Source organism: Hydrogenobaculum sp. Y04AAS1, assembly GCF_000020785.1.
Classification (GTDB): domain Bacteria; phylum Aquificota; class Aquificia; order Aquificales; family Aquificaceae; genus Hydrogenobaculum.
In genome coordinates this window covers 1,294,745-1,319,260 of the sequence record NC_011126.1, presented here as the reverse complement: position 1 = coordinate 1,319,260, position 24,516 = coordinate 1,294,745, and the positions used below count along the sequence as shown (strand labels likewise).

Annotated in this window: 22 protein-coding genes; 12 read left to right on the top strand and 10 right to left on the bottom strand. The window is 36.1% G+C overall.

From position 1 onward, the window contains the following. Positions 1 to 236 precede the first annotated feature (236 nt). The gene (gene dnaK, locus HY04AAS1_RS07080; RefSeq protein WP_012514444.1) at positions 237 to 2,114 is read left to right on the top strand and encodes a molecular chaperone DnaK; all 1,878 of its coding nucleotides are present in this window, start codon (positions 237 to 239) and stop codon (positions 2,112 to 2,114) included. A gap of 39 nt (positions 2,115 to 2,153) precedes the next feature. On the opposite strand, the gene HY04AAS1_RS08305 is transcribed toward dnaK, so the two are convergent. From HY04AAS1_RS08305 to HY04AAS1_RS07055, 5 genes are all read right to left on the bottom strand, one after another. Then, positions 2,154 to 2,858 (bottom strand): anaerobic ribonucleoside-triphosphate reductase activating protein, encoded by a 705-nt coding sequence (locus HY04AAS1_RS08305; RefSeq protein ID WP_012514443.1) that lies wholly within the window; start codon positions 2,856 to 2,858, stop codon positions 2,154 to 2,156. Positions 2,859 to 2,942: 84 nt separating this feature from the next. Continuing rightward, entirely contained in the window at positions 2,943 to 5,075 is a 2,133-nt protein-coding gene (locus tag HY04AAS1_RS07070; protein ID WP_012514442.1) for a ribonucleoside triphosphate reductase, read from the bottom strand. A gap of 110 nt (positions 5,076 to 5,185) precedes the next feature. Then, positions 5,186 to 6,505, bottom strand: a complete 1,320-nt coding sequence (locus tag HY04AAS1_RS07065; RefSeq protein ID WP_012514441.1) for a nickel-dependent hydrogenase large subunit — start codon at positions 6,503 to 6,505, stop codon at positions 5,186 to 5,188. Continuing rightward, positions 6,502 to 7,386 (bottom strand): Ni/Fe hydrogenase, encoded by an 885-nt coding sequence (locus tag HY04AAS1_RS07060; protein WP_012514440.1) that lies wholly within the window; start codon positions 7,384 to 7,386, stop codon positions 6,502 to 6,504. Before HY04AAS1_RS07060 ends, HY04AAS1_RS07065 begins: the two co-directional genes overlap by 4 nt. Continuing rightward, entirely contained in the window at positions 7,383 to 7,970 is a 588-nt protein-coding gene (locus tag HY04AAS1_RS07055) for a TetR/AcrR family transcriptional regulator (RefSeq protein ID WP_012514439.1), read from the bottom strand. The genes HY04AAS1_RS07060 and HY04AAS1_RS07055 overlap by 4 nt, the downstream gene beginning before the upstream one ends. Before the next feature lie 14 nt (positions 7,971 to 7,984). Here HY04AAS1_RS07055 and nikR point away from each other — a divergent pair, with 14 nt between their 5' ends. The 11 genes from nikR to HY04AAS1_RS07000 all read left to right on the top strand — a co-directional run bounded on the left by nikR (position 7,985) and on the right by HY04AAS1_RS07000 (position 20,346). Beyond that, on the top strand, positions 7,985 to 8,404 hold the full coding sequence (gene nikR, locus HY04AAS1_RS07050) for a nickel-responsive transcriptional regulator NikR (RefSeq protein WP_012514438.1): 420 nt from the start codon (positions 7,985 to 7,987) through the stop codon (positions 8,402 to 8,404). Between the two features lie 66 nt (positions 8,405 to 8,470). Further along, positions 8,471 to 9,493, top strand: coding sequence for a HoxN/HupN/NixA family nickel/cobalt transporter (locus HY04AAS1_RS07045; RefSeq protein WP_012514437.1), 1,023 nt, complete (start codon positions 8,471 to 8,473; stop codon positions 9,491 to 9,493). A 44-nt stretch (positions 9,494 to 9,537) separates the two neighbouring features. Further along, the gene (locus HY04AAS1_RS07040; RefSeq protein WP_012514436.1) at positions 9,538 to 10,953 is read left to right on the top strand and encodes a carbohydrate porin; all 1,416 of its coding nucleotides are present in this window, start codon (positions 9,538 to 9,540) and stop codon (positions 10,951 to 10,953) included. Positions 10,954 to 11,019: 66 nt separating this feature from the next. Next, positions 11,020 to 11,349: a (2Fe-2S) ferredoxin domain-containing protein gene (locus HY04AAS1_RS07035; protein ID WP_012514435.1), complete on the top strand. Its 330-nt coding sequence runs from the start codon at positions 11,020 to 11,022 to the stop codon at positions 11,347 to 11,349. Beyond that, complete coding sequence (locus HY04AAS1_RS07030; RefSeq protein ID WP_012514434.1) at positions 11,349 to 12,011, top strand: type 1 glutamine amidotransferase; 663 nt, start codon at positions 11,349 to 11,351, stop codon at positions 12,009 to 12,011. Before HY04AAS1_RS07035 ends, HY04AAS1_RS07030 begins: the two co-directional genes overlap by 1 nt. Beyond that, the gene (gene rlmN, locus HY04AAS1_RS07025; RefSeq protein ID WP_012514433.1) at positions 12,008 to 13,030 is read left to right on the top strand and encodes a 23S rRNA (adenine(2503)-C(2))-methyltransferase RlmN; all 1,023 of its coding nucleotides are present in this window, start codon (positions 12,008 to 12,010) and stop codon (positions 13,028 to 13,030) included. The genes HY04AAS1_RS07030 and rlmN overlap by 4 nt, the downstream gene beginning before the upstream one ends. Beyond that, complete coding sequence (locus tag HY04AAS1_RS07020) at positions 13,027 to 13,800, top strand: NAD(+)/NADH kinase (protein WP_012514432.1); 774 nt, start codon at positions 13,027 to 13,029, stop codon at positions 13,798 to 13,800. The genes rlmN and HY04AAS1_RS07020 overlap by 4 nt, the downstream gene beginning before the upstream one ends. A gap of 132 nt (positions 13,801 to 13,932) precedes the next feature. Continuing rightward, on the top strand, positions 13,933 to 15,324 hold the full coding sequence (locus HY04AAS1_RS07015) for a TolC family protein (RefSeq protein WP_012514431.1): 1,392 nt from the start codon (positions 13,933 to 13,935) through the stop codon (positions 15,322 to 15,324). Between the two features lies 1 nt (position 15,325). After that, positions 15,326 to 16,450: an efflux RND transporter periplasmic adaptor subunit gene (locus HY04AAS1_RS07010; RefSeq protein ID WP_012514430.1), complete on the top strand. Its 1,125-nt coding sequence runs from the start codon at positions 15,326 to 15,328 to the stop codon at positions 16,448 to 16,450. Position 16,451: 1 nt separating this feature from the next. Further along, complete coding sequence (locus tag HY04AAS1_RS07005) at positions 16,452 to 19,688, top strand: efflux RND transporter permease subunit (RefSeq protein WP_012514429.1); 3,237 nt, start codon at positions 16,452 to 16,454, stop codon at positions 19,686 to 19,688. 67 nt (positions 19,689 to 19,755) lie between these two features. After that, a complete protein-coding gene (locus HY04AAS1_RS07000) occupies positions 19,756 to 20,346 on the top strand; it encodes a phosphatase PAP2 family protein (RefSeq protein WP_012514428.1) in 591 nt (196 codons plus the stop codon). Here the strand turns inward: HY04AAS1_RS07000 and HY04AAS1_RS06995 are convergent. The 5 genes from HY04AAS1_RS06995 to HY04AAS1_RS06975 are packed head-to-tail and all read right to left on the bottom strand — an operon-like array spanning position 20,328 to position 24,469. After that, complete coding sequence (locus HY04AAS1_RS06995; RefSeq protein WP_012514427.1) at positions 20,328 to 21,197, bottom strand: lysylphosphatidylglycerol synthase transmembrane domain-containing protein; 870 nt, start codon at positions 21,195 to 21,197, stop codon at positions 20,328 to 20,330. The genes HY04AAS1_RS07000 and HY04AAS1_RS06995 overlap by 19 nt on opposite strands. Then, a complete protein-coding gene (locus tag HY04AAS1_RS06990) occupies positions 21,187 to 22,146 on the bottom strand; it encodes a glycosyltransferase family 2 protein (RefSeq protein WP_012514426.1) in 960 nt (319 codons plus the stop codon). Before HY04AAS1_RS06990 ends, HY04AAS1_RS06995 begins: the two co-directional genes overlap by 11 nt. Beyond that, positions 22,143 to 22,817 (bottom strand): peroxide stress protein YaaA, encoded by a 675-nt coding sequence (gene yaaA / locus HY04AAS1_RS06985; protein WP_012514425.1) that lies wholly within the window; start codon positions 22,815 to 22,817, stop codon positions 22,143 to 22,145. Before yaaA ends, HY04AAS1_RS06990 begins: the two co-directional genes overlap by 4 nt. Before the next feature lie 12 nt (positions 22,818 to 22,829). Further along, the gene (hisH, locus tag HY04AAS1_RS06980; RefSeq protein ID WP_012514424.1) at positions 22,830 to 23,438 is read right to left on the bottom strand and encodes an imidazole glycerol phosphate synthase subunit HisH; all 609 of its coding nucleotides are present in this window, start codon (positions 23,436 to 23,438) and stop codon (positions 22,830 to 22,832) included. Next, positions 23,435 to 24,469, bottom strand: a complete 1,035-nt coding sequence (locus HY04AAS1_RS06975) for a DegT/DnrJ/EryC1/StrS aminotransferase family protein (protein WP_012514423.1) — start codon at positions 24,467 to 24,469, stop codon at positions 23,435 to 23,437. The genes hisH and HY04AAS1_RS06975 overlap by 4 nt, the downstream gene beginning before the upstream one ends. Positions 24,470 to 24,516: the final 47 nt, after the last annotated feature.

Genomic DNA, 24,516 nt, shown 5'->3' with positions numbered 1-24,516 from the left:
CTTAGATCTGGGTTAGCTTTTTCCTGCCCTTTGATCTCTTCCTTATCGAAATTTTCTTGCATAACTTTTATTATAACTTTTTTCTAAAAAGCTGATAAAACAAATACTTAAGATAATATTTACTTTCTGTTTTAAAGTATTTGGCTTTTAGCATATTATAAACATACTAAAAAAACTTGACAAAATTATACTTAAGTTTTATTATAATAGTATATTAAAGCAGGAGGTAAAAACGTATGGCAGAAAAAGTATTAGGTATAGACCTTGGAACTACAAACTCTGTTGTGGCTATAATGATAGGTGGTGAGCCGGTGGTTATAGCAAACCAAGAAGGAGCTAGGTTGACTCCTTCAATAGTTTCATACACAAAAGAAAAGGAAGTTTTGGTAGGTGATCCAGCCAAAAGAAGAGCAGTATTAGACCCAGAAAACACTATATACGAATCTAAAAGATTTATAGGTAGAAAATACGACGAGGTTTTAGATGAGGCGAAAAGGGTATCTTACAAGGTGGTACCAGATGACAAACAAGATGCAGCTTTTGACATACCAAACATAGGAAGAAAGGTAAGACCCGAAGAAATAGGGGCTCAAGTGCTCAAAAAACTAAAAGAAGCAGCCGAGTCCTACCTTGGTGAAAAGATCACAAAAGCGGTTATAACAGTACCAGCTTATTTTAACGAACGCCAACGTCAAGCTACAAAAGACGCCGGAGCTATAGCAGGTTTAGAAGTTCAAAGAATATTAAATGAACCAACAGCGGCAGCTCTGGCCTATGGACTTGATAAACAAGCAGATGTAAAAATATTGGTATATGACTTTGGTGGTGGTACTTTTGACGTATCTATACTAGAAGGTGGAGACGGTGTTATAGAGGTAAAAGCCACAAACGGCGATACGCATTTGGGTGGTGCTAACATAGATGAGCGTATAATGGAATGGCTTATCTCTGAGTTTAAAAAAGAAACCAACATCGATCTTAAAAACGATAAAACAGCACTCCAACGTCTAAAAGAAGCTTCAGAACAAGCTAAAAAAGAGCTTTCTTTCAAGATGGAAACGGAAATAAACCTACCATTTATAACCATAGACCCAGATACCAAACAACCTATGCACCTACAGAAAAAACTCACCAGAGCGAGATTAGAAGAGATGATAAAAGACCTCATAGATAGAACTATGGAGATAGTAAAAAGAGCCTTAGAAGATGCAAAGCTAACTCCAAGAGATATAAACGAAGTAGTCTTAGTAGGTGGTTCTACACGTATACCTCTAGTTCAACAAAAGATAAAAGAATTCTTTGGCAAAGAGCCTCACAAAGGTGTAAATCCAGATGAAGTAGTGGCGGTTGGTGCTGCTATACAAGCTGGTGTTATAACTGGTGAAGTAAAAGACATATTGCTTGTAGACGTAACACCCCTTTCTTTGGGTCTTGAAACGTTGGGTGGCGTAATGACAACCCTTATTCCAAGAAATACGCCAATACCTTACAAAAAATGCGAAGTATTTACCACAGCCTCAGACAATCAAACAGAGGTAGAGATACATGTGCTACAAGGTGAAAGACCAATGGCCAAAGACAACAAATCCCTTGGAAGATTTACTCTAACAGGTATACCACCAGCACCAAGAGGAGTACCACAAATAGAAGTATGCTTTGATATAGACGTTGATGGTATACTTCATGTGACCGCCAAAGACAAAGCTACTGGCAAAGAACAATCTATAAAAATCCAAGCCGCCGGTGGACTTTCCAAAGAAGACATAGAAAAGATGGTAAGAGAAGCGGAAATGCATGCTGAAGAAGATAGAAAGAACAAGGAGCTTATAGAAGCAAGAAATAGATTAGACTCACTTATTTACAACCTTGAGAAGCTTTTAAACGAACATAAAGACAAGATACCTCAAGATCTTGCCCAAGAAGCGGAAACTGAGATATCAAAAGGCAAACAAGCACTAAATTCCGCCGATAAGAATGTTATAGAAGAAGCTTACAGCAAGATAACAGATATATCCAACAAGATAGCTACAAGCTTATACTCTTCTGGCCAAACCCCACCGCCAGGCGACCAAAACCCACCACCAGATGATGGTTTTAACGCAAGACCAGTATAATCAAACAACCTAAAGCCCTTTTTTGGGCTTTTATAAAAATTAAAAGTGAATATGTATATCTTGCGGTATCTCTATATCTTTTAGCAAATTTTTGATATATTCGCTTGTGGTAGATGCATAGGCTTTGGCTTTTTCTTCTAAAACATTTTTGTTATCAAAAGCATTAAAAAACCAATCTATATTTTTTATGTTAAGATTTTTAAAAACATCAAGCATATACCTTATGAAATATTCTCCCACAAAAGGAGGATAAAGAGTAGTCCTCAACAAAAATGGTTTGTCTATTCTTGATAAATAGCACAACGTATCTATTAGTTTAAAAAAACCGTCGCTGCTATTGCATAGCTTATAGTTTATCGTTTTTACATCTAGGGCGACATAATCCACAAACTCGCACACATCTTTTATCACCAACGGTTTTGTACCATTTGTATCCAGCTTTATTTTAAAACCAGCTGTTTTTAGGTTTTTAACAAAATCTACAAGCTTGTCCTCGTATATGGTAGGCTCTCCACCAGATATACATACCCATTCTATTAGATGTTTTCTAGATATTAAAAGCTCAAAAACTTCGTCAGTATCAAGGGGTTCTGTATTTTTTAACACAATATCTTTGTTGTGGCAATAAGGACATCGCAAATTGCAACCACCAAAAAACAAAACAGTGCACAAAGACGGCTGGATACCTCTGCTTGGTACCCCAGAACAATCCACAAACGATGTTTTTTGTATACCGTATATCATATTATTATATATCGTGGCAGACTTGTGTATCGTGGCAGACTTGTAGGCCATGGCATATTGTGGCCGTGGCAGACTTGTAGGACCTCACAACATGTATTCTAACCTATCTTTAAACTCTTCTTTTTTACCAGCGTTCCATCTTTGCACAGGCCTATAGTAACCTACAACTCTTGAGTAAACTTCTGAAGGTGCATTACAAACAGGACAATTAAAATGTTCACCATTTATATACCCGTGGTTTGGACAAACGGAAAACGTTGGTGTTATTGTGAGATAAGGTATGGGATAGGTTTCAAAGGCTTTTCTTATAAATTCAGGTAAAGTATTCTCGTTTGGAGATTCTCCTAAAAACATATGCACTACGGTACCACCAGTGTAAAGCGTTTGCAAATCCTTTTGGTGTTCTAAAACTTCAAAAGGATCTTCGGTATATCCTACTGGTAGTAAAGTAGAATTTGTATAATAAGGTTCGTTTTCCCCAGAGGTTATTATATCGGGAAATCTTTTCTTATCATGCTTAGCTAACCTATAAGATGTCCCCTCAGCTGGCGTGGCTTCTAAATTGTAAAGATGACCAGTTAATTCTTGATAAAGACTCAATCTTTCTCTCATCTTTTGAAGTATCTCTATGGCAAAGGCTTTTCCCTCTTTTGTGTTTATACCTTTACCTAAAAAGTTTAACAAAGACTCGTGCATACCAACGATGCCTATTGTAGAAAAATGATTATCAAAAGAATTGAGATAAGAGGCTGCATAAGGCATTAAACCAGCTTTTAGGTTTCTTTCAACTACGCGTCTTTTTATCTCCAAAGATTCTTTGGCAATATCCATAGCTTCGAAAAGCATTGAAAAATACTCTTCTTTTGTTTTAGCCAAATATCCTATACGGGGTAAATTTATGGTAACAACACCTATGCTACCAGTTTTATCAGCCGCACCAAAAAGTCCACCCATTCTACTCCTTAATTCTCGCAAATCCAACTGCAATCTACAACACATAGACCTAACATCACCGGGTTTTAAACTAGAGCTTACAAAGTTTTGGAAATAAGGTGTGCCGTATTTTGCCGTCATTTTCCAGAGGAGCTTAGCGTTTTCGCCGTAATAATCAAAATCTTTTGTAATATTGTAAGTAGGTATAGGGAAAGAGAAAATCCTACCAGCATAATCGCCTTCGAGCATCACTTCTATAAAAGCTTTGTTTATAACATCCATCTCTTTTTGAAAATCTCCATAATATCCTATGTCTGGTCTTTCCTCACCACCTATTATCACGGGTTTATTTTTCATATCTTCTGGTACTGTCCAATCAAAGGTAAAGTTTATAAAAGGTGGCTGAGAGCCCCATCTTGATGGAACATTCATAGCAAAAACCATTTGTTGAATCAGCTGCTTAACATCTTGATAATCAAGGTTATCAACTCTTACAAAAGGTGCCAAAAATGTATCCACAGAGTTAAAAGCCTGTGCTCCGGCAAACTCCATTTGCATTACACCAAGAAAATTCACCATCTGCCCAGTAAGAGCCGATAAGTGTTTTGCCGGACCAGCTACGATTTGACCATAACCACCTCTAAAACCCTTCCTAAGCAAATCCTCCATAGACCATCCTGCACAATAAGCTACTATGCCATGAGATAGGTCGTGTATATGAATATCGGCACTTTCATGAGCTTTTCTGATATGTTCCGGATAAACGTTTTTAAGGGTATAATTGGCAATCACAGACCCAGCCACATGTAAATATAAACCTGGATAAGAAAAACTTGAGTTTGAATTTTCAAAAGTTCTCCAATCTTCTTGGCTAATGTAATTTTTTACCAATTTGTCTATATCTATAGTTGTATTTTCCAAATTTACCAAACCAGCTTCAGTTTCTCTTACCCGTTCTCTTTCTCTTCTATAAACTATGTAAGCTCTTGCTACTTTTGAAAAGCCATGCGCTATAATCGTTTCTTCCACTATATCTTGGATTTGCTCTATCGTTATAACGCTTAATCCCCTCCTACATATAGCACTTATCACCTCTTTGGCAATATCTTTTATATAAGCGTTATCTATTCCTTTAAACTCCGAAACCGCATCAAAGGCCTTTTCTATAGCCTTTTCTATCCTGTTTACATCAAAATCCACCTCTGTAACGTTGTCTCTTTTTAAAACCCGTGGGAGACTTGTAAACCGTGGGAGACTTGTTTTTACATCAAAAAATAACTCCATAAAAACCTCCTTATAATAAAAATCAATAGTATTATGATAACATTTATTCACTATTTGTATATGATTTATATCGTAATATTATTTAAGTCTTTATAAATATGAAGATTTTGTTAATAACTAACGCAAGAAGCACACACATCAAAGCTTCTAAGGGATAGGTAAGCCTCTACATCGGAAGAAAGCCCAACGATAGATTTTTGGGCAGGGCTCATATCTTCGTCGTAGTTGCCAAGATTCCATAAAGTAGGCGTAACTATTTTATAATCTTTTACAAAACCATTTTCTATATTTATTTCGTGTATAAGAGTGCCCCTTGCCGCTTCTACTATACCTACTCCTTTTCCTGTAAAAGGCTCTTTTATAGGTGGTTTAATATAAGAAGGTTTCCTTATATCTATAGCATCTAAGGCATCTTTTATTAAAAGAGTTAAAGACACTATTTCATCGACTCTTGCCATAACTCTTAAGAACAAAGAATCTCCAAATTCCTCTAAAAGCTCTAAAAACAAAGAATTCGAAGAATTTATCTTTCTTGCCAATGGCCCAGTCTCAAATCGTTTTTTATTGTAAACCGCCCCTGTAATCTCTTTTATCTTCTTAAACTCATGCTCTTTGGTATCTATGTTTTTAACATCAAAAGATTCTTTGATACCGTTTTCAAAAACCGCTGCATCTACATAGCCTTTTATAGATCCACCCGTCAAAAATCTTTTGTAGGCTATGCCTTTATGAAAAAAGTCAAAAGTTGAAGAAAGTCTTATAAAATCCCCAATATCACCTTCTTTGTGGTTTAAAAGTTCATCTTTTGAAAAAGAAAGATATTTATCTATGGATATTCCTATTATATAAGTTTCTATGCTTTTTAAAAGCTCTTTACAAAAGCTTTTTGCTGCATTTAACTCATAATAAGTAAAATCAGACGTTATACCACCTGGTACAGCGTAGGAGTTATGGGGCCATTGACCTCCAAATAAAGCTATTATCTTTATCGGATAGTTGCTTATGGCAATGCCTCTTCTCCACTTTTCACCATCAAATGGAAGATAATCAACCATATTTCTATCAAGTTTTGGAATTTCCGACATAAAATAGGCATAAAACCATCTTATATGGTTTTGAATCATCTCCGATAAAAGCGTTATATACCTTACAAGGGAAGCTTTTGTAGACAAATGAAAATCGCTACACTCATTTTTATAAGCATCCTCTATAGCTTTAACAGAGGCCATAAGATGAGCATGTCCACATATACCACATACTCTTGGAATCAATATTATACTGTCAAGATAGGGTTTTGCTTTAAGAATACTACTAAAATCTCTATTCGAAGTACCAAGAATATGAGCTTTTGCTATCTTGCCTTTAGAGTATTCGAGCTTTAGTTCTACCTCACCCTCCAATCTGTTTAAAATAGTTTTAGTGATTTTCATCGGAGCTTATCCTTAAGCCTATCTGGAGCGAAAGTTTTTGCAATACCTGCAAGAAGTATATATCCCCTTTTTGATACGCCAAGAGGAAGCTCTTTGGGCAATCCCATAGCCTGTTCTGTTTTAAACATATTTTCTCTTGGGAAATCAAACTCAGTACAGCCAACACAAGGAGTACCTACTCTTGTTTTAGAGCTTACACCGTTCCAAAGTATCTTGTTGCACGAGGAATGGGTTAGTGGGCCTCTACAGCCAAGCTCGTAAAATAGACAGCCTTCTTTTGTGCCAAACTCTTTTGATTCTACCTTCCACTCAAAATATTCATTTCTCAAACATCCGTTGTGAGTTAGATACCTAAATATATCCTTTGGCCTATTGAAATCGTCTAACTCTATGTTTTTATCTTCCAACAAAGCGCTTATTACATAATAAACCCATTCTGGATGAGCAGGACACCCAGCTATATTTATAACCGGGTATGAAGATTTTGATAAAAAGGCTTTTCCTAAAAGCCCACCAAACTCTTTAAATCTAAACTGAAGTCCCGTAATATGGGTGCCTGCCTTTGCGTGGATTCCACCAAAAGAGGCGCAATCTCCCAAAGCGATAACGTATTTGGCTTTTGAGGATAGGATCTTCACAATGTTTGAAAAACTATAAGAACAAACATGCCTAATAGACTTACCTATAGCACCCTCTACTATTAAGATATCTAATTCTTTTTCATCTTTTAACAAAAGTCTAGCGCTCTCTTCAAGGGATTTGTCAGATAGAGGATGATAAAGTACTTCTATATTTTCAAACAAATCTGTGTGTTCCATACACAAAAACGACTGAGTATTTGCTCCACAAGAAAGTCCCTGTATCCAAAAAAGCGTTTTCATGCTTTTAAAGCCATATATATGTTTTCTGATATGTAGGGCTCGTAGTAGTCTAAGTCGTTGTCCAAAACACCTTCGTAATATAAAAACACTATGCCCCCTATCGAACCCATCATAGTAGAAAAAGCCGTAAAAAATTCTTGATTTCTAAGCTCTCCTTTTTCAACGCCATCTGAAAGGAGTATCATAGTTTCCGTAACAATATCTTTCACACAGGTAAACCCTTCGCATCCGTTTTTGAAAACTTCTCTATTCACCAAGAAAACCTTTAAAAAATAACTCATAAGCTGAGGCTCGTGTTTTGCAATGTCAAAGAAATTCCTAACAAATAAGCTTATTTTTTCTTTAACGCTTACGTTCAAAGAGTTTATATAAGAGAGTTTTTCACCTACAAGGCTTGATACGGTAAGCATCGTTTCTTTTGCTAGCTCTTCCTTTGACTCAAAATAGTTATAAAGGTTGCCTACACTCATGCCCGAAGCTTTTGCAATATCTGGCATTGTTGTGTTGTAATAACCATTTTTAGCAAAAAGCTCACAAGCTACTTTTATAATCTGGTTTTTCTTCTCATCTTTGCTATTTGGCATAGTAATATAATATAATGAGAAAGATGGATAAAGCAAAGGTTGAAAGGATATGTATAACAATACCAAAAGAGCTTGTAGATTTTATAGACAAAAAAGTAGAACAGTCTTATGCATCAAGGTCTGAGTTTATAAGAGATTTGATAAGAGAGGCCATTGTAGAAGATGAATGGGAAGATGAAAACAATGAGCTTATAGGGGTTTTAGTGATAATATATGATCATCATAAAAGAGAGCTTACACAAAAGTTGCTCGATATACAGCACAACCATTATATAAACATTCTATGTACTACGCATATACATATAGATCATAACAATTGCTTAGAAACCATAATGATAAAAGGTCCTAGTCAAACGATAGTAGAAACTGTAAACATCATAGCAGGTCTCAACGGCGTTAAATTTGCTAAGTTGGTAAAAGCTTCAAAACTATAATATATATTATATTACTTTTTTTAAAAAAATATTATAATAAATGATAATTCATTCAGGAGAAACAGAATGAAAAAAGCAAAATTTATGCTGTTTGGGCTTTTGGTGTTCAACACTCTGGTATGGAGTTTATTCGTAACAAGCTTTTACAATATACCGGGGCTTTTGGCTATAGGAGGTATGGCGTATCTTTTTGGACTAAGACACGCTTTTGATGCAGATCATATAGCAGCCATAGACAACACCACAAGAAAATTGGTTCAGGATGGTAAAAATGCCAACAGCGTAGGTTTTTTCTTCTCGCTTGGGCATTCAAGCGTTGTTATAGGATTGTCGGTGGCTCTTATATTTGCTACAAAGGCCGTAAAAAACTCCATACCCACTTTGCAAAACATGGGAAACATAGTAGGTACTCTCATATCAGCTTTATTTCTAACGCTCATAGGTATTATCAACATATTTATATTTAAAGCCCTATACGATATATATAAAATGTATAGAGAATCTTCTTCTGAATATCAAGAAGAACTAAACAAGATATTTCAAGAGCTTTTAAACAAAAGAGGTTTTATGGGAAGGTTTTTTAGCTTTTTGTATAAAAAAATAGATGCCCCTTACAAAATGTATATAGTAGGATTTTTGTTTGGTCTTGGTTTTGATACGGCTACAGAAATTGCTATACTTGGTATATCTGTGGCTTTGGCAAAAACAAGTATGGATATATGGAGCATACTGTTGTTTCCTCTGCTTTTCACAGCAGGTATGACGTTAATGGATTCTTTTGATTCTTTTATCATGAACAACATATATGCTTGGACCAACAACGACCCTATAAGAAGACTATCTTTTAACCTTGTTATCACTGGTGCTAGTATTTTTATAGCCCTTTTTATAGGCATGCTGGAGTTTCTACAGATTCTAACGAAGCAGTTTATGCCAAAGGCTTACTTTACAAATTTAGTCAATGCTATTCCTCTTGGCAAAGCTGGTATATTTATCGTGCTTTTCATGATATTCACATTTTTAGGAGCGTTTATTTTCTATGGAAAAGCTATAAAACAAAATATATATCATACAAGAAATATAAATTAAAAATATATTGAGACTAAGTATCAAATGGAGGTAAAAAATTTTTTATGAGAAAAACTTTGTTTTTGGCGTTTTTTCCTTGCGCTTTAGCCTTTGGCGAAAACCTTCCCCCTTGGTTTCCTCAATTTTTAGGTATGAGGGCAACATTTGTGGGTCAATACTCTACAAACTTCAACTCCCCTTATGAAGGACCTATGACCTTTGGCAATCCATATAAAAACAACGGTGGTGGAAGATCAGAAGAACTAACCCAGTCTTACGGTTTATACACAGGGGCACAGATTACAAAAGATATCCAAGCTTATCTTGATATACAGCTTTTTAAAGGAAACGGCATAGGTGGTGGTCAAGGAATAGGTGGTTATCCAAACTCCCTTTACATAAGAGCAGGGTCATCTAACCTTGGCAAAAACCCATATATAGCAAGAGCTTATATTATATACACAAAAGCCCTATCTCAATCTTTGGAATATGAAGGAAGAGCTCCAGATCAGCTTCCAGGGTACTATCCAAAAGAATATTTTTATGTAAAGATAGGAAAGTTTTCCATAGCAGATGATTTTGATAACAACCGATATGCTAACTCTCCAAGAACTCAGTTTTTAAACTATGATTTTAACTACAACGTAGCTTGGGATTACGGAGCAGATACAAGAGGATACACAGTAGGTATAGAATCTGGCGTTGTTAAAAAACACTATTCTTTTAAAATAGCTTTAGGGGCAGAACCTACGAAGGCAAACGGCAACACCTACGATCAGTCTGGAGCTTACAGTCTAAACACACAGCTTTCTCTAAGACCAAACGACATAGGAACTGTGATAAGGCTTCTTGGCATGTTAAACTACGGTAGGATGGGAAGCTATACTGAGGCTATGGATAATTTTAGCTATTATTATTCTCCAAATAGCCCTTGTTATTACACAGAATTTGGGCCAAATGGAGCTTTGGCAGGGTATGATTACCCTGTTATATGCACAGAGTCAAAAGATCACAAAAGATACAAATGGGGATTTTTCCTAAACTTAGAACAACCTATAGCAGATGATGATAAAACAGGACTCTTTTTAAGAGCTGGTTTTAACAACGGACAAACAGAAGATCTTGCCTATACCGATGTAGATAGAGACATAGCAGGTGGTATTTCTATAAACGGCGTTCATTGGAAAAGACCAAAAGACCAACTTGGCATAGGGCTTGGAATAAACGGTCTTTCAAACACCCACAAAAGATATTTGGAATCAGGCACCATCAACGAACCATCATCTTCATTCTTTGTAGGCTCAGGTCAAGACGGACAATTTAACTACTCCTATGAAGAAATAATGGAAGCTTACTACAAGTATCAACTAAACAAATATATATCCATATCTCCAGATGCTCAATACATAAGACATCCAGGGTATGATAAGAATAGAGGCCCTTTATGGGTTTATGGGCTTAGAGTAAATGCACAGTTTTAGGGTTTTTATCATGCCAAAAGCCTATAAACTTTATACATTATTAAAAAACCTTTTGAAGGAGGCGATATGTTTAAACACGTATTTGTATGCGTAAATCAAAGACCACCAGGCCATCCTTTGGGCTCTTGTGCAGAAAAAGGAAGTAGGGACGTTTATACGGCTTTTGCAGATGCCCTTCAACAAGACCCTCAGCTTATGATGACAGTGGCGGTAACACCTACAGGTTGCCTTGGACCTTGCGCTATGGGACCAACGGTGGTTGTATATCCAGAGGGTATATGGTATGGCGGTGTAAAAAAAGAAGATGTAAACGAAATCATTGAAAGCCATCTAAAAGAAGACAAACCAGTAGAAAGACTTATCATATCAAAAGGAAAACCACCAGGTATGCTTTGATGAAAGCTCTAATACTAAGGCATGTTCAGATAGAGCATGCCGGTGTTTTTAACGACATACTATCATCAAAAGGTATAGATATTAGATATGTAGACCAGGCAAAAGAACTTCCACAAGAAGAGTTTGATATACTTTTTGTGCTTGGTGGTTATATGGGCGTTTACGAAGAGAGCCAATATCCCTTCTTAAGTAGAGAGTTTAAAATAATAGAGCAATTTTTAAAAGCCAAAAAACCAATATTAGGTATATGTCTTGGAGCTCAGATGCTTGCTCATGTGTTGGGGGGAAGAGTTTACAAAGGACAAAATGGCAAAGAGATAGGATGGTATGAGATAAAAAAAGAAAACGATCATAAATTTTTTAACGGTTTTCCAGATAAACTGATGGTTTTTCAATGGCATCAAGATACTTTTGACCTACCAAAAAACGCTTTACAAATATACAGCTCAGATAAGTATCAAAACCAAGCTTTTGTTTATGAAAACGCCGTAGGTCTTCAATTTCACATAGAGCTAACAAAAGATATGATAAAAGAGTGGATAGAAGCCTATGAAGAAGATTTAAAACAAGAAAATATAGAAAAAGACTCCCTTATAAAAGAAGATTATATAAAAACTACAAATGAACTATCATACAAACTAATAGAAAATATGCTGCAATGATAAACCTATTGGAAGATTATTTTAATTTAGAGCAAAAATTAAACTTAGAAAAGTATAGAATATCTCAAATCAAATCTTGGGCTTTTAAGAAAAAAATAACGGATATAGAGCTTATGACAGATATTCCTAAAAGCCTAAGACAAGAACTAAAGATAGATTTTCACGTTTTAAGTTTAGACTCGTTTTTAGAAGGGGAGGATTCCACAAAGTTTGTTTTTAAAACAAAAGATGGATATTTTGTAGAAAGTGTACTGATAAAAGAAAAAGACCATTATACTCTTTGTATATCTACCCAGATAGGCTGTGCTGTAGGATGTAAGTTTTGCGTTAGCACCATAGGTGGGCTTTTGAGAAATTTAAGCTTTTCAGAGATAGTAGATCAGTATTTTTACATATCTATACTAAGAAATACCTTTATAAGAAATATCGTTTTTATGGGTATGGGAGAGCCTCTTGCAAACTTTGAAAATCTAAAAAAAGCATCTTTTATTTTCCTAAAAGAGTTTGAGCTTTCAAAAAGACATATAACTATATCCACAAGCGCCTATACAAACTATATTAAAAAACTAAAAGAAGACAGCTTTTTAAACAAACTAAACTTAGCCATATCTTTAAACGCTTCAGATGATGAAACAAGAAAAGCGCTTATGCCAAATGTGATAGGGTCTTTAAAAGAACTTTTTGAGATTTTAAAAACATACCCATTAGAACCAAGAAGGCGCATCACAATAGAGTATGTGCTTATAAAAGATATAAATAGCTCTTTAAAAGATGCCAAAAACCTTGTAAATCTTCTTAAAAACCTAAAACATAAAACAAAGGTAAACCTAATCCCCTACAACGAAAACCCTATGCTTTCTTTCGAAAGACCAGTAGAGAGTGATATCTATAGATTCCAGCAAGAGCTTTTGAAAAACGATATATCCTGCACAATAAGATGGAGTAAAGGTTTAGAGCTAGCCGCTGCCTGCGGGCATCTAAGTAGAATGAGAGCTCATGATATGATAAATATACAATGAGATTTGGTTTTTATGTAAAAGAGGATAAAACGGCGAAGGAGTTTGCAAAGTATATTGAAGGCGAGCTAAAAGCCTTAGGGCAAGAGCTGGTGGAGATTGAAGATGCAGATATACTTGTGGTAATTGGAGGAGATGGGACATTTTTGAGTGCAGCCAGAAGGTTTTCGGCTTTTGAAAAACCAACGGTGGGTATAAACTTAGGAAGGCTTGGATTTTTGACGGAGATACCAAAGCAAGATGCTATACGTATGTTAAAACTCATTATAGAAGGCAAATACAAAGTAATAGATAGGATGATGATAGATGTTTATCTAAACGATAGATACTTAGGAGCATACCTAAACGACGCTGTGTTGGCAAGGTCTTATCTTTCAAGGCTTATAGATATAGAAGTTTACCAACAAGAACACATGATAGCAAATTTAAGAGCGGATGGTATCATAGTATCAACGCCAACGGGTTCTACCGCTTATGCTCTTTCAGCCGGTGGTCCTATACTTACCCCTGAGCTTCAAAATATATTGCTAGCGCCCATATGTCCGCACACAATCTCTGTGAGACCTATGGTATTGTCTTCTGATGCTTTTATAAGCCTAAAACTAGGAGATAAAACAAAAGAAGCTTATCTTACCCTTGATGGTCAGGAATTTTTTAACATATCCAAAGAAGATGTTGTATTGATAAAGCGCTCAAACACCGTTTGTAAAACAATAAGTTTAGACAATATAAGCTTTTTCGATGTAATAAGGGACAAGCTTGGCTATGCTTAATCATTGGTTTTTATCATTTTAAATATATTAGAATATTCTTATATTCTTAATTTATATCTTAATTTATGATATTATATTATAGTGGTTAGAGGTTATTAATCGTGCTAAATTATTTGATTAGGAGGCGATGATATGAGATTTAGATATATGGTATTTGGGTTGTCGTTTTTGGGAATAGCCCATATATCCTTAGCCCAGAGTATAAATATAGGCTATGCCATCAAAGAGGCACTTCAAAACAACTTAGCCATAAAAGCCAAAAGATACGACGTAAAATCAAAAGAATATGAGTTAGAAAGCGTAAAAGGTATGCTTTTCCCAAGGCTTGGCCTACAAACATCTTTTAACCGCACCAACATAGCCCCTTGGAGCATAATGAACAAAATGGATACAAGAAGCCTTCAATTTCCTCAGCCACCTCCTCAATTTTTCCAAGCTCAATATACTACACCCCAAATGGTGGATGGCGCTTTCCAGTCCATGCAGAACTTCTTTAACAACCCCGGGACTTCACAGCTTTACCAAACCCAACTGACATTACAAATACCCATATGGATGGGTGGTAAAGTCCAAGCTTACGAAAGTGCATCTTATCATGCTCTTAAAAGCACCAAAAAAGAACTAAACCAAACAGAGCAAGACATTGTTTACAACTTATACAAAGCTTACCTAGGCGGGCTTTTGGCAAAAGAAGGTATAAAGCTTGCCACCCAAGCGGTAAACGATGCTAAAAAACACGTAGATATGGCTGAGTCCTATTATAAAACTGGTATGGCGCTTTTCTCAGATACTTTAAGGGCAAAAGTATACCTTCATCAAGCAGAACAAAAATTAGTAGAAGCCAAAAACAACTATAAAACCGCCAAAAGAGCGTTGTTTTTGCTAATGGATGAACCCTATAAAGATGTGGATTTAAAAGGAAATCTTTATTGTCCTTCTAATATAGACAGAAATACTCTTGTAAAAGCTGTATACCAAAAACCCCAAATAAAATCTATGGAAGAAAAACTAAAAGCTTTAAAATCAATGAAAAGAGCCTACTTAGCAGATTATCTACCCCAAATAGGGGCCTTTGGTTCTTACTCGCTTTTTGATAACTCAACACCCTTTGGAGCCACCGCCAACGGTTATATGGTGGGGGTTGGTGTAAATTGGAATATCTTTGATGGTTTAACGGCTTTTAATAAAATAAGAAGTTTAAACGAACAAAAACTTATGCTTAGTTCTTACATAGATTACATGGCAAAAGGCTCGATATTTAAAATAAATAAAGCCTTAGCTGATTATGAAAACGCACTGGCTATGATGAAATATGCCAAAAAAGAAAAAGAAGAAGCAAAAGCCACTCTAAAAGTGATGGACCAAAGGTACAAAGTCGGCTTAGCTAAAATAACAGATGTTATAGACGCTGAAACTCAATACGATAAAGCGAGGTTTGACTTTGCAAAAGCTATGTACGATTGCAATTTAGCCTATATTAAAAGCCTATATCAAGCAGGTATATTGAACAAGGAGGTAAAGTGATATGAACACTCTAAAAAAGTATGTGCTATATTTCCTGATACCAATGGTTGTTATCATACTTTGGCTTGGTGGGTTTTTTGAGCATAAAATCTCTCCCGGTGAAAAGCCCCTAAAACCAAAGGTTATTTCAAATGTAAACGTTATCACAGTATCTTCTTCCACACCTTTAGAAGAAGAGTTTGAGGGTGTAGTGAGTGCCAAAAACCACGCTGCTATCTCCACAAGGCTTATGAGCAAAGTTTTGGGGGTTTATGTAAAAGATGGTGATTGTGTGAAAAGAGGACAGCTTTTGGTAAAACTTGATACAAAAGATATATCAAGTATGGTAGCTCAAGCAAATTACGGAGCCAAGCAAGCCCAAGACCAGATGAAAGCAGCCGAAGCTAACTTACAAGCTATCTCAAAAACCTATCAAAGATTTCAAAAGCTTATAAAAACAGGAGCAGTAACAGAGCAAGAGTACGATGAGGTAAAAGCCAAGTACGAAGCGGCAAAAGCTATGGTAGAACAAGCCAAAAACGCTATAATGGCTGCAAAAGCTGGAGCATCCGCTGCCGGGGCAAACTTAGCCTATGCCAATATAACAGCTCCGTTTTCAGGGTGCATATATATGAAAAATGTAAATACAGGAGATATAGCAGCCCCTGGTATGCCACTTATGATGATAGATAAACCACCATACAGAGTAGATGTGGCACTACCAGAAAAGTATATAAACAAAATAACCCCAGGACAAACGTTGAAAGTATATATAGGTGGCATAGATAAAACAGTAGAAGGCACTGTAAAAGAGGTATCCAAAGCTTTAAATCCTATGTCTCATACGTTCGATGTAAAAATAGATATACCAAACCAAGATGGTATCACAAGCGGGCTTTACGCAAAAGTTTATATTCCTAAAAGCCAGGAAACTGTCGTTACTATACCAAAGGATGCACTGTTTAAATGGGACGATATAGACGCGGTATGGCTAGTAGACAAAAACAACATAACCCATATGCAGTTTGTAAAGCTTGGTCAAAAGGTAGGCGATAGCTACGTAGTACTATCTGGTTTAAAACCAGGCGATAGAATAGTGGAAGGAAACGTATACAACGTTTGCGATAAATGCAAGATAGGAGAGTAATATGTACGGGATAGCCGGAAGAATAGCAAAATACTTTATAGATTCCAAGCTTACGCCTATAATGATAATAGCGCTTTTGGCCCTTGGTATATTTGCAGTGGTAACAACGCCGAAAGAAGAAGACCCAGATATCGTAGTACCAATGATAGATATTATGATACCGTATCCAGGCGCTGCTCCAAGAGAAGTAGAAAAAAGAGTGGTTACACCGTTAGAGAAGAAGCTTTGGGAATTAAAAGATATATCTTATATATACAGCGCTTCTGGTGATGGTTACGGTCTTGTGACCGCAAGGTTTCACGTTGGCACAGACCCTATAAAAGCACTTGTGCAGTTAAACGCCAAAATGATGGCTTCAATGGATTTAGTACCACCAGGCGTTCAACTACCACCTCTTATAAAACTAAAATCCATAGACGATGTACCGATAATGACACTTACGCTGTGGGGAAAAGGATATGACTATTATTCTCTAAGAAGGATTGCAGACACCTTAGACAACGAGCTTAAAACCGTGCCAAACGTAGCTCAAGTAAAAATCTATGGTGGCCAACCAAGAAAATTAAGGGTAATGTTAGATCCAGCTAAAGAAGCGGCTTACGGTCTTTCACCAGCTTATATAGTACATATCATCCAAGAGGCAAACCAAGAACTTCCAAGCGGTTATGTAAATCAAAACAATAAACTTTATTATGTAAAAACTGGGAACTTCATAAGATCTAAACAAGACTTAGAAGATTTGGTGGTGGGATGGTATGGCGGAAAACCAGTCTATTTAAGAGACGTGGCAACCATAACAGACGGTCCAGGCGGTATACACAATTACGTGACTATGGGCTTTGGTGCTGCTTCTAAACGCTATGGATCTCCTATGTACCCTGCTGTTACTATCTCAATAGCAAAAAGAGCAGGTACAAACGCAGTAAATGTAGCCAACGATGTACTTAAAAAGATAGATTCTTTAAAAGGCACTGTCGTTCCATCAAGCTTACATATAACCGTTACAAGAAACTACGGGAAATCCGCTCAAAACAAATCCAACGAACTTATAGAGCACCTTTTTATAGCCACTGCGTCTGTTATACTTCTTATAGCAGTAGCTCTTGGTCTCAGAGAGTCTCTTATAGTAGCAATAGCTGTGCCTGTGACTCTTGCATTTGCATTGTTCTTTAGCAAGCTTTATGGTTTTACTATAAATAGGGTTACGCTTTTTGCTCTGATATTCTCAATTGGTATATTGGTAGATGCTGCTATTGTGGTGGTAGAAAATATCCATAGATGGTTTGAGTTTTTCCCAGAACTTCCAAAACACGATGCCATCATAAGAGCCACCGATGAAGTAGGAAACCCCACCATACTTGCAACCTTTGCCATTATAGCCGCTTTGATGCCCATGGCCTTTGTGGGTGGTTTGATGGGTCCTTACATGAGGCCAATACCAGTAAACGCCAGTGCAGCGATAGTTTTTTCTTTGTGGGTGGCTTTTACAACAACCCCTTGGGCAGCCTATAGACTTTTAAAGCACGAACATCATGATCATAATAAAAGCCAAAAACCTATCATAAATATAAAAGATACCGTATTTTGGAAACTATACTGTAAGATGGTAGAACCTCTTCTTATATCAAAATCAAAAAGAAGCCTATTTTACATAGCCGTTTGGTCTTTATTGGGTATATCTGTAGCTCTTATACTAAGTAGGGCTGTAATAGTAAAGATGCTTCCTTTTGACAACAAATCAGAGCTATCGGTAGTCTTAAACATGCCAGAAGACACCACCACAGAACAAACATACTTAGTGGCTAAAAAGATCGCCGATTACATAGCAAAACAAAAAGAGGTCAAATACTATCAAATATATGCAGGTTTGCCAAAACCCTATGGTTTTAACGGCCTTATAAGACACTACTATCTTAGAACAAGACCTTACTATGCCCAGATCGCCATAGAGCTTGTTGGAAAAGATAAAAGAAAGATAGAATCCCACGCTTTTGCCCAGTCGTTAAGGCCAATGGTACAAAAGATAGCTTACTCCATGGGAGCTTCTTATGTGGCTGTAGTAGAGACCCCGCCAGGACCACCAGTTTTAGACCCAATAGTAGCTCAGATATACGGTCCAACGCTTTCTTCTCAAAGGACTTTTGCCAAGCAGGTTTTAAAGCTTTTTAGAAAAGATAAAGAAATAACCGATAGCGGTATATACTTAGAATCAAACGCTCCTCAAATAGATTTTGTGATAGACCAAGCAAGGGCGGCCCAGTTTGGGGTTTCAAAAAAGGATATAGTAAGGACTTTAAGAGTGGCAACGGCTGGTTATAATGCTGGTATCATCCAGTCCACAGACACGGAAGCAGTACCAATAGAAGTAAGGATAGCAAGACCTTATAGGACGCTTCAAAACCTTGAAAACCTACAAATACCCAACAAACAAGGTCAGCTTATACCACTATCAAACCTCATCAAAATAGTAAAACACCCTATACACAAAACCATCTATCACGAAAATCTAAGAAGGGTAGTATATGTGGTAGGAGATGTGGCAAAAGGTGCAGGTGCACCATTTTATAGCATATGGGATATAAGGAAAAAGGTTTTAAGCATACCTAACCCGTATGGCCATGTATCAGAACTTTGGATGTCTTTCCCAAAGATTACAAATCATATATATGTAAGATGGGGCGGTGAGATGTACATCACACTACAAGTGTTTAGAGATCTTGGCATTGCTTTTGCCGGTGCTCTTTTCATAATCTATATCCTCATAGTAGGATGGTTTAAAGACTTCAAAACCCCTGGTATCATCATGTCTCCTATTCCACTAACTTTAGTTGGTATAGTCCCAGGACACTTTATACTACACGCTTTCTTTACAGCCACTTCTATGATAGGTTTTATAGCTCTTGCTGGTATAATCCTTAGAAACTCAATACTTCTTGTGGAATTTGCAGAACAGCGTATAAGAGAAGGAGTACCTCTTCATGTGGCTGTGGTAGAAGCCGGTGTCATAAGAACAAGACCGGTGCTTTTAACAGCGGCAGCCCTTATAGTTGGTGCTTTTGTTATCATATTTGACCCGATATTCAACGGCCTTGCCATATCCCTTATTTTTGGTACAATAGCCTCCACTGCCCTTAGCTTGGTGCTTATACCAGTTATGTATTATGGGTCTAAAGTAAAAGGCTTGCCCCCAGAAGCTTGCCCATTGCCAGAAGAAATAAGTAAAGACCTAAGAAGTTAGTTAAGATCTTAATACCTTTAGAGCCCTTTCACGGGCTCTTTATATGTTTTTATCTTATAATAGATATATGATTAAAATAGGGATATTTCTTATAGTCTTTGGGTTTATAAGCATATTTTTATTTGATAAGGATATAACATATTTTTTGTATGTCCATAGGGATAGTTTTGTGGCTTTTAAAAGTCTAATAAAACTTATTACAACGCTTGGGCATTTTGACATTGTTTTTTATGCGTGCACGGTGCTTATGCTGATTAGTTTTTATGTTAAAAGCCTAAGAAAGTATATACTCTTACTATCGGTTTGCCTTGTGCTTTCAGATAGTGCTATCATGCTATTTAAGTTTACATTTGGTAAAGCAAGGCCAGAGCTTTTTTTGAAAAAAGATATATATGGGTTTTACTTTTTTAAAAGCCAGAAAGAGTATTCTTCTTTACCCTCTGGACATACGCTCTTAAACAGTTCTATAGCTTTTAGCGTTTATCTTAAAAATAAAAAACTAGGGTTTTATCTTATACTTTGGTCAATGCTGGTGGGTCTATCAAGGGTTTTACTTTTTATGCACTATGTGGGGGATGTGCTTGTGAGTTTTGGTATGGGATGCTTGATATCTATTTTGGTTGTAAAGTTAGAAAAACTCTATCTTTCTTCTTTGTAGTGTTCAAGCTTCAAAAATAATAAAGATAGTATACCAAGTATAGAAGAAGAAACAAGCAAAAACACATGGGTTATAAAACCAAGATCCAAAGAAGTTTTTAAAGATATATCGGTTAGTTTTGACGGTATAGAAAAGCCAAACTCGTAAGTGCCAAGACCCATTACACCGTTTATAGGCAATATAGAGCTTAACTCTGCTAAAACATAAGAGGGCAATATCTCAAAAAATCCCATAGGTATAATGTTTTTTGCCATCTCATAAAATCCAAGAAACTTAAAAGCAAAAGACATCACCGAGATAAAGTAAAGCTTTATGGCGGTTTTGCTTTCAAAATGAGTTGATAGATTTTGTTTTAGGGATTTTAAGATAAATATATTTGGTAAAATAGCTATAGTATGCTTTAGCAAAAAAACCATTATCAGACCAAATACAACGATAAAAGCCACAAAATAAAACTTAAAGAAAAAACCAAAGAAAAACCCGAGAAGCGCCAAGGCGTCCATGAGCCTAGCCAAAGCAAATATCCAAAAGGATTTTGTAAGGTTTATTCCACGCTTTTTAAGCATATAAAAGAAGCTAAACTCTCCAGTCCTAGCCGGTAGTATGTTGTTCAAAAAAATATGGACATTATTTATAAGAAAAAAATCTTTCATGTTTATATCTTTTATCATTAGATGCCAGCGATAAGCTCTTAAGAAAGAACTAAAAGCGTAAAGAGTAAAACCAATACCTACATAAATGGGGTTTAAAGCTTCAAACTCTTTTTTAGCCTCTTCAAAACCAACGGTTTTATAAAACACATACAAAAATAAAAAACTCAAAAGAAAAGAGATCAGTATTTTAATTTTCATCTATTGGTTCTATATTTATTGCATCCTTTATCCTATAGGGTTTTATATCTTGAGATTCGTAATAGGTTCTTATAATAACTTCTGCTATGATGCCAGTAGATATAAACTGAAGACCAGATATTATTAGAAGGACTGTCAAAAACAAAAGAGGTCTTTGACCTATCTCTTGATGGTTTATAAGTTTATCGTAGGTTAGATAAAGCCCAGATAAAAATCCAAGGCTAAAAAGTACGAAACCTATGCCCCCAAAAGCATAAAGGGGCTTGTTTATATACTCATTTAAAAACTTTACCAAAAATATGTCAAGCACAACCCTTACCGTGCGCCCTATACCGTATTTTGATTTACCATAAACCCTTGGATGATGACTCACAGGTACTTCTGTTATCTTGGCCCCTAAGCCTTTGGCTAAAGCCGGTAAAAATCTATGCATATCTCCGTATAGTCTAAAGTTTTTAGCAATATCTTTTTTGTAAGCTTTTAAAGAGCATCCGTAATCATGAAGATAAACACCTGTAGCGTTAGAGATTATGTAATTGGCAATTTTAGAAGGCAATGTCCTTGAAAAAAACGGGTCTTTTCTGTCTTTACGCCAACCGCTTACCACATCGTAACCTTCGTTCATTTTTTCAAGTAAAAGCGGTATATCAGCCGGGTCATTTTGAAGATCTGCATCTATAGTGATGACTACGTCTCCAGAAGCGTGCTGAAAACCAGCAAACATGGCTGCCGTTTGTCCATAATTTCTTTTAAAGCTTATTACCTTTAAACGCTCATCTTTTGAGGCTATTTCCTTTAACTTGTTAAAGGTGTTGTCCGTACTTCCATCATCTACCGCTATTATTTCATAATCGTAGGGAAGCTTCTTCATAGTGTTTACGATTTTTTCGTAAAGCGTTCCTACGCTTTCTTCCTCGTTGTAAATTGGTATCACTATAGAAATTTTCATATGATGCCCGCTTTTTTAACAGAGTATTTTCCCTCAGAATGCATATAAACCGTTATAGCGTTACCCTCTTCTTGTATATCGCTTACCACAAAATCTAAAAAGTTTATCTTTTTAAGCTCTTCTATGCTGTTTACGTCTTTTTCAACTACATATCTCATCGTGTAAGCTTTTATCAAAGAACTATCTTTCATGGGTTTATCTTTTATTATGTATTTAAAGTTTACTACCTTTGTTTCTTTTGGTAAAAGCCTATCAAAAGCGCTTGGCAGAAAGTTAAACACAATAAAATCATCGTTAAGTATATATCTCTGTATATCTTCTTTCCAAAAAGCCATAGACTTATACTGACAAGAAACATCCCATTTGCAAACCTTGTCCTCTGGTGATAGCATACCCATTATAGGATGTAATACTATCGTCCTTTCAAAAATTCTCTCTTTTACGGCTTTTGGCATGACGTGCATATGAAGCCCTTCCCAAAACTTGTCTTTGTATATTCTCCAAAGAGGCCCTCCTTCTTTTGGTTTTTTAGCTTTTAAAAGCTTAAAGGCTTTGTTTCTTTTTCCTTGTAAAAAAGAAAATTTTCCATCGACAAACAAATTTTGTTTACAATCCAAATCAGAATAAGCGCTAAACTTGTTGGCACATCTTGTAAGATAAAGCACTCTCATAGCTTTCTCACCTCATAGCCTGTATTTTTCTTTAAAATTAGAAAGTATTTTAAGGCCTACTTCTTGGCTTTTTTCTGGATGAAACTGCAAACCCACTACATTCTCGTATTCTATAGAAGATGCAAAATCAACGCTATAATCGGTGTAGGTAGAGATTATTCCTTTATCCTGAGGATTTACATAATATGAATGCACAAAGTATACAAAAGCCCCGTTTTCTACACCTTTAAAAATACCATCTTTTTTATTTACCCAAAGCTGGTTCCATCCTACATGAGGTATTTTAACACCAACGGGAAATAATCTCACATCTCCTTTAAAAATAGAAAGTCCTTTATGTTCACCAAACTCATAGCTCTTTTCAAACAACAGCTGGTATCCAAGACAAATACCTATAAAGGGTTTACCAGATTTTATAAAACCCACAACACTTTCAACAAGACCAGCACTATTCAAATTATCCATTGCATCTTTAAAAGCTCCAACACCCGGAAGGCAAAGAGCATCAGAAGTTTTTATTTGGTCTTTGGTGTTTATTATCTTAGGGTTTAAACCCACTTTATCAAAAGCCTTAAACACGCTTCCCAAATTGCCCATACCGTAATCTATTATACCTATCATAGGCTTTTGTTTATAATATAAACTATTTTTTCTAAATCCTCCTGAGAAAGGTAAGGGTGCACCGGTATACTAAAAAGCTCGTTTATATATCTGTTAGCATTATCAAGTGGCAGATGCAAAGCATTTCTAAGACCAGCCAGCGTATAAGTGTAATATACCCTTGCGTCTATATCCTCTTTTTTAAGAGATTCTATTATATGGTCCCTATTTTTATGCCTTAACGTATAAAGATGATAAACGTGGAAAGAGTTTGGTCTTTTTTTTGGTTTTATGATTTCATCGCTGATATGTGCGTTGTAAAACTCTGCGTTTTTTATACGCTTATCGTTCTGCTCTTTTATCCTTTGAAGTCCTAAAAACCCTAAGGCAGCCTGAAACTCTGTAATTCTTAAGTTTAAAGCCGGTGAATCTCCAAAATCTATCAAGGAGTTTATGGCTTTTGATATATATTCATCGGAAACTGATATAGCACCGCCTTCTCCCATTGGAATATTCTTAGAAGCGTAAAAACTAAAAGCTCCCACATGTCCTATAGCACCAGCCATCTTACCTTCAAACGATGCACCGTGAGCTTGGGCTGCATCTTCTAGTACATATATGTTGTATTTATTTGCAAGCGACATAATTGAATCCATATCAGCCATACCACCATAAAGATGCACCGGTATTATACAAACTGGGTTGTATTTTTTTATAGCATCTTCTAATTGATTTGGATCCATGGTGTAATACTCATCCACATCCACCACCACCGGTATACCACCCGCCAAAAGTACTGTATCTATCGTAGCCATAAAGCTAAGAGCTGGGACTATAACATGTTTACCTTCAACGCTTAAGGCTTTTAATATCACATATAAAGCGGCGGTGCCAGAGCAAACCGTATAAACTTTTTCTACGCCTAAAAACCGTGCAAAAGCTTCAGAAAATTTCTTAGTCCAAGGACCTCTGGTGATATGACCAGATAGCACTATGTCTGATAAGACTTTTGCATCTTCTTCCGTAAACCTTGGCTCAATTATCTTTATCATTCTAATATTTTACATGAGTTTGACATAAAATTTCTATTTTTATGAAA